At 41.4% G+C, this 6187-nt stretch carries 4 protein-coding genes; all 4 read right to left on the bottom strand.

What is annotated here, in order from left to right; all coding sequences use genetic code 11:
* Nucleotides 1-183: 183 nt before the first annotated feature.
* Complete coding sequence (locus tag IJT21_00670; protein ID MBQ7576759.1) at nt 184-2235, bottom strand: TRAP transporter permease; 2052 nt, start codon at nt 2233-2235, stop codon at nt 184-186.
* A gap of 70 nt (nt 2236-2305) precedes the next feature.
* Complete coding sequence (locus IJT21_00665) at nt 2306-3274, bottom strand: TAXI family TRAP transporter solute-binding subunit (GenBank protein MBQ7576758.1); 969 nt, start codon at nt 3272-3274, stop codon at nt 2306-2308.
* 62 nt (nt 3275-3336) lie between these two features.
* Nucleotides 3337-3615: a DNA-binding transcriptional regulator gene (locus IJT21_00660; GenBank protein ID MBQ7576757.1), complete on the bottom strand. Its 279-nt coding sequence runs from the start codon at nt 3613-3615 to the stop codon at nt 3337-3339.
* Nucleotides 3608-5860: a mechanosensitive ion channel gene (locus IJT21_00655; GenBank protein ID MBQ7576756.1), complete on the bottom strand. Its 2253-nt coding sequence runs from the start codon at nt 5858-5860 to the stop codon at nt 3608-3610. Before IJT21_00655 ends, IJT21_00660 begins: the two co-directional genes overlap by 8 nt.
* Nucleotides 5861-6187 lie beyond the last annotated feature (327 nt).

The raw sequence follows: 6187 nt of genomic DNA, 5'->3' as shown, positions 1-6187 counted from the left end.
AGGGGTAGCGCGAACATGCAAAAATTTAGTGCATTTGCTCATAATAAAATTTACAGTCATTATTGCAAATTTAACGGGAATCTCTACACACTTTATTGAATCCAACCCGCCCAGATTAAGGGGATAAACTCTACGATAAAAAAATTTCCCCCGACTCATTACAGCCGAGGGAGTAAAAATTTTTTATTTCTTCATGTACTGCACAATAAATACAAATCCTACAAGCATTAAGCCTATTAAATCGCTCATTAATCCGGGAATTAACATGCTCAAACCGCCCGCACAAATTATCAAGCGCATTAAAATATTCATGTTCCCGAATAAATAACCGTTAAGAGCTGCAGCAACTCCGAAAATTCCTAATAAGGCCGTCGCACAAATTAATATTATCTCAAGCACTATCATAACTTGAGTCAACACAGGCCCAGCGTCAACGATATTAATTAACGGGCTTACATTCTCGAACAACATAGCAGGAGTAAACGCAAAAATATACGGCACAATAAATGCAGCAATCGCAAGTCTTGTCGCGTTAAAAGCCGTCTTCATCGGAGGAGCCTTAGCAATCGCTGAACCTGCATAAGCTGCCAACGCTACCGGAGGCGTAATATCTGCTACAATCCCGAAATAAAACACGAAAAAGTGAGCGCAAATTTTTTCGATTCCTATCGCAGGTGCCATCAAAATCGGTGCACAAGTTGCGGCCATTATGCAATAATTCGCCGTCGTCGGGACTCCCATTCCTAAAACTATGCAGCAAATCATAGTGAGAATTAACGCGATAAATGCATGACCGCCGGAAATATTTACTACCATTGTTATTAATTCAGAAGCTAAACCCGTTGAAGTGATACACCCCGCAACTAGTCCCGCCATCGCACAAGCCGCCGCAACTGTAATTGTGCCTCTTCCGCCGGCCTCCAGCGCGTCAATAATTTTTCTGAACGTTATACGCTCATCACTGTTAAATAGTCCGACAAGAATCGCAAATCCTATCGCAATCGCCGCAGAAAATTGCATTGTATAAATATTCATCGATACCATTATGACAAGAATTATCAACGGCAGCAATAAATAAACTTTCGGCAATAATTTTATAATTCTCGGCAGCTCTTCTCGCGGGATACCTTTGAGTCCTAATTTTTTTGCTTCAAGATGTACAGCGATATAAATTCCCGCAAAATATAACACTGCAGGTAAAATCGCTTTTAGTGCGACTTGTGAGTAAGGAATGCCCATATATTCAGCCATTAAGAAAGCTGCTGCACCCATTATCGGAGGCATTATTTGTCCGCCCGTTGATGCTGCTGCCTCGACTGCTCCGGCAAATTCAGGTTTATATCCCGTGCGCTTCATCATTGGAATCGTTACGGATCCTGTTGTAACTGTATTTCCCACTGACGAGCCCGACACCATTCCGCACAATGCAGAAGAAATAACAGCGACTTTTGCGGGGCCTCCTGCGCTTGCTCCTGCGATTGCGTTTGCGAGATTAATAAAAAATGTCGATATCCCAGTACGCTCAAGAAATGCACCGAATATAATAAACACTACAATATATTTTGCGCATACTTCAATGGGAGTGCTTCTGAGTCCGTCGCCCGTCGAATAAAATAAATCGTAAATAACTTTTCCGAATCTCACTGTAGAGAACGCATACACCATTAACGCACCTACAACACACAAAATAGGAATCCCGACACACCGCCGGCAAAGTTCCATAAATGCAAGTATACCTATTATGGCCATTGCTATCATTAAGTGATAATTCGGATTTCTCGGACTAGTTACGCGCAAAGCAAGTTTTATTATGCTCTCTGCGTTGAATGCAAAATAAAAAAATGGAACCGCACCAGCAATCATGATTAAAATATCGTAAAATGGGATTGAATTTACGCGCGAGACCATGTCAAATTTAAATGATATAGAAAGCGAGTCATCCAAGCCAGTTTTTAGAATCCCGTTTGCTTTACGAATGGGGTAATGCAGGTAACCTATAATTAATATTAAGCCCAGAAAAATATTTAGTCTTACTTCCGGCATAGCTGTGCTGAATAACGTTACATAAATGCAATACAACGAGAACAACGCCGACACCCACCGCACTACAACCGCCGGAGTCCCTTCCCATATTCTTGTATTTGACTCGCGGTCATAACGTTTCATAACTGCGTCAACATCAGCTTCTATTTGTGAAATTTCTTGACTCGTTAAAGTTTTCTCGTCTTCTGCCATCAATAAATCACTCTCCTAAACAAAAAATGACCGGATATAAGCTCCGGCCATGAAAAATTTTCGCGATTAATTATTTGCCTGCGACGTTAAGATCTTTCTCGCCGAAATATTTTACTGCTCCTTTGTGATATGGCACTGCACTATATGACACCGCAAAATTTAGATTCAATTCTGCACCCTTTGCGTGAGCTGCTTTAATCTCGTCTAAATTGTCAAATATGCCGTAAAGGAAATTATACACGTCATTTTCTGAGACATCATCACGGGCAATTATTACGGCACCGACTGCAACTGTTACAACGTCGTCATCAGTTCCATAAACATCTTTCTTGATAACATTTTTGCTGTAATAGGGCGATTCGGTCATGAGCGATAAAATGTGCTCGTCGTCGAGTCCTACGAGATAAATTTTTTTCGTCGCTGCAAGTGAAGTAACTGCGGTAGTTGGTGCGCCTGCAACGATAAAAGCTGCGTCAATTTTTCCGTCCTGCAGAGCTTCTACACTGTCGCCGAATGATTGATATGTCGGGTTAATGTCCTTGTCGATGTCGAGTCCGTAAGCCTTCAGAACGTCAACAGCATTGAAGTAAACGCCCGAACCAGCTGCGCCGACTGATACATTTTTGCCCTTGAGATCTGCAACTGTCTTAATAGAAGAATCTAACGTTACAATTTGTACCTGTTCCATGTATAAATTTGCGACAGTCGAGAAATTTGTAACTCTCTCATCAAATAATCTCGTGCCCCTGTAAGCATATGCAGCAACATCTGACTGAACAAAAGCGATTTGAACGTCGCCATCTTCCATTGATTCGATATTTGCCTTCGATCCGCCGGAAGTAATAGCAGTTACAGTTGTTGAAGTTTTCTCGCCGACTTTTCCCGCAAGAACTCCGCCGAGTCCGTAATATGTGCCTTGTGCGCCGCCTGTACCGAAAATTAATTTTGTCCCGCCGGGGAGTCCGCCTTTATCGGCAGCAATTGCAGCGCAGGAAAGAATCATTACAAGAACTAGCGCAAGAGAAAAAATTTTCTTCATTGTGTATTTACCTCCTGAAATAAAAATTTATGTTGCGAATATTTTATCATGTTTGCGAACCTTCATTCAGTCAATACTGATTTATAGCCTCCTGTCCCGTATTCGAGACATTTTTTGACGCGGCTTATAGTTGCTGTGCTTGCTCCTGTTTCGCTCACTATTTCGGAGTAATTTTTTGAGGCTTTGAGGAGTCTTGCAACCTCTAAACGTTGTGCCATTGATTTTATTTCGTTGATTGTCGCAATATCCTCAAGAAAATTATATACTTCGTTGACATCCTTTAATTTCAGGAATGCCGAGCATAATTTATCAGTCTGCGAGTCCTTCCAGTTTTCAGACATTTTTTGCCTCATCGTCTTTGTCAAGTTTAGGCTTGTTATCGTCATTAATAATATGTATATCTCTCTGCGGGTAGGGGATATTAATTCCTTCGCGCTGAAAGACTGCCGCAATGTGATGGCGCAAATCGCTTGAAATTTTCAGACCTGATGAAGACTTAAGCTCGAACCAGTAATAAACCTCGAACTCTAATGCATCATCGCCGAAATTTTTAAATATTACGAACGGTGCAGGATCGTTTAACACTTTTGAATGTTCCTTCACAATATCATTTAATAATTTCTCGACTTGGCGGCTGTCTGAGTCATATGCGACTCCGACTTTCAAAATTTCACGCTTCTTGAGATCCGTGCGAGTCCAGTTAGTAACGCTGTTCTCAAGAAAATATCTGTTCGGCAGTATTACATCAAGTCCGTCATAAGTCCTGATTGTAGTAGAACGCGAGCCAATGTCCTCAACAAGTCCTGATGTGCCGGCTACTTCGATCATGTCATTAACTTTGAAGGGACGCGAGAAAATTACGATAAAGCCGCTGATTAAATTATTAAATATATTCTGCATTCCAAAGCCTAAGCCGACCGCAATAGCACCGCCCATGAAAGCAAACGCAGTAAGGGGAATCTTCAAGATATTTAAAGCGATTAATGCAAAGGCTATCCATAAAATGTAAAACACGATTCTTTGCACGGCATTAGCAGCAGTAACGCTCGCACGAACACGTTTCAACATTCTGCGCTTTATCCAGTGGCTGCCCCACGAACTAAGAAAGAAGCTAGAGAGAAATACGAGAATAGCAATAACTAATTTCCCGACAGTAACGGAATAGCCCTCGCCCTCCCATAGTTCAGTGTTCAAGAAATTCATAATAGTTTCTTGACTGAATGAGCTTACTTTTTCGGCGATTCTGACTGCGCTAATATTCTCGTTGGCCTCGCTTTGCAGCCTCTGCTGATAAAAAATTACTGTCGGAATTAATGACTCATAGCGATTATAAATTGCATATATAATTTTGCGCTGGTTCTCAACGGCCTGTAGGACTCTTTGCTGGATCATGCCGTCAAGTCCTTCTGTGTTGGCTTGGGCTTGAGTGTTCTCGATCTGGCGCAATAAAGTATTTTCCATCGTGCGAATCCCTTCGAGCTGTCTATTTAATTCTTGGATTCGTTCCTGAGCTGAGTCTCTCAACTTCCAAATTTCTTCGCCGCTTGCTTGGTCATGAAATAATTTGAATCTGTCGCGCCAAACCTGTTGTATTTCGCGATTCATAAAAATTTCGTCATCAAGCAATGTTACCATATGCTCCCAGTAATTGACCCTTGCAGAACGAGCTAAATAAATTGCAGACTCATTTGTAAGCGGCATCATATCAGATGAACCCAACGCCACACGCGCCCGAACTAGTGAAGAATGTGCGGAATCTAGTGCCTTGTTAGCCTCGTTTAATTCCGTTGTCAGTTCAGTTATGCGGGTCTGTAATTTTTCGAGATTCGAGTCAAGTAATTCTTGCGGGAAAATTAATTTGTCCTGCATTGATTCGAGTCTGCCTCGCAAGCGCTTAATTTCTGCAACGTTGAGATCAAATGCTTTTTTCTGCGCCCTGACCTGAAGACTTGTCAACGCAACATTGACTCGTGCTGCCTCAAGCTGTAAAACGTGAGTTCTAGGAAGTTCGAGACCTTCTCCGCCCTCTTGAGCCTCTTTTAATTGTTTCTGTAAATTTGCTGCTTCTCTTATATCCAGCCTTAATTTATTCAATTTCGACTGCAAATAAAATACTTGGACATCAAATTCGCGCGAAAATTTTGCGATTTCCTGCCGTAATGAGTCGCTCTTGTTGATATCTGGAGATTCTATTGTGCCGAGTGAGTCCGCGTCTTCAGGCTTTTCGTCCGTTGTTGTGCTTGAACTCTGAACTAATGCGCTGTATGCAGCATAACCCACGCTCAATTCTGATAAAATTCGTGTATGAAGCTCTCTTTGCTCTTCGTTATAACCCCATGCTGACATGTCATCAGATGATTTTTCTGTGAGGGCTGCTAATTCTGCGATTCTTGCGGAAATGTCTGCACTGCCTAATTTGATAGATTCTAATTCTTTATTGATGGACTCGCGCAATTTTCCGATGTCTGAGCTGATTTCTTTCTGAATGTCTGTAACATAATCTGAAGTGCGTTCCTGCGAGTCAGCCCCGAAAGAAGGCCAAGCAATTGCAAGAATGAGAATGAATGCGAGTAAAAATTTTTTCACGTGTAAAGATTCCTCCTGAGTTATATTAATTGCCGCAATTATAGCAAATGACAAGTTAAATTATTATGCAAAGTCAAAGTCAAAACCTTTTTGGCAACTGGAGTCGATTGCGCAAAATATATTTCTCGACAATGATTCAATTAAGCATACTGACATAATTTGTAGATATACTCAACGCATTTAATCTATACAGGCAAAGGCAAAAGATTAAAACCTTTTTTGCAACTGGAGTCGATTGTGCGTTATTATCTGCTCCCATTGCGCAAAATATATTTCTCGGCCATCATTAAATCAAGCATACTGACACAATTTGTAGATACAAGCTGT

Source organism: Synergistaceae bacterium (assembly GCA_017443945.1).
In the GTDB taxonomy this organism is placed as follows: domain Bacteria; phylum Synergistota; class Synergistia; order Synergistales; family Aminobacteriaceae; genus JAFUXM01.
The sequence above is the reverse complement of the archived record's forward strand: the minus strand, read 5'-3'. Positions and strand labels throughout refer to the sequence as shown.

Excerpts from the sequence above, each read along its gene's own strand:
- IJT21_00670 (MBQ7576759.1), bottom strand. The coding sequence starts at position 2,235 with ATGGCAGAAGACGAGAAAACTTTAACGAGTCAAGAAATTTCACAAATA.
- IJT21_00660 (MBQ7576757.1), bottom strand. The coding sequence starts at position 3,615 with ATGTCTGAAAACTGGAAGGACTCGCAGACTGATAAATTATGCTCGGCA.
- IJT21_00665 (MBQ7576758.1), bottom strand. The coding sequence starts at position 3,274 with ATGAAGAAAATTTTTTCTCTTGCGCTAGTTCTTGTAATGATTCTTTCC.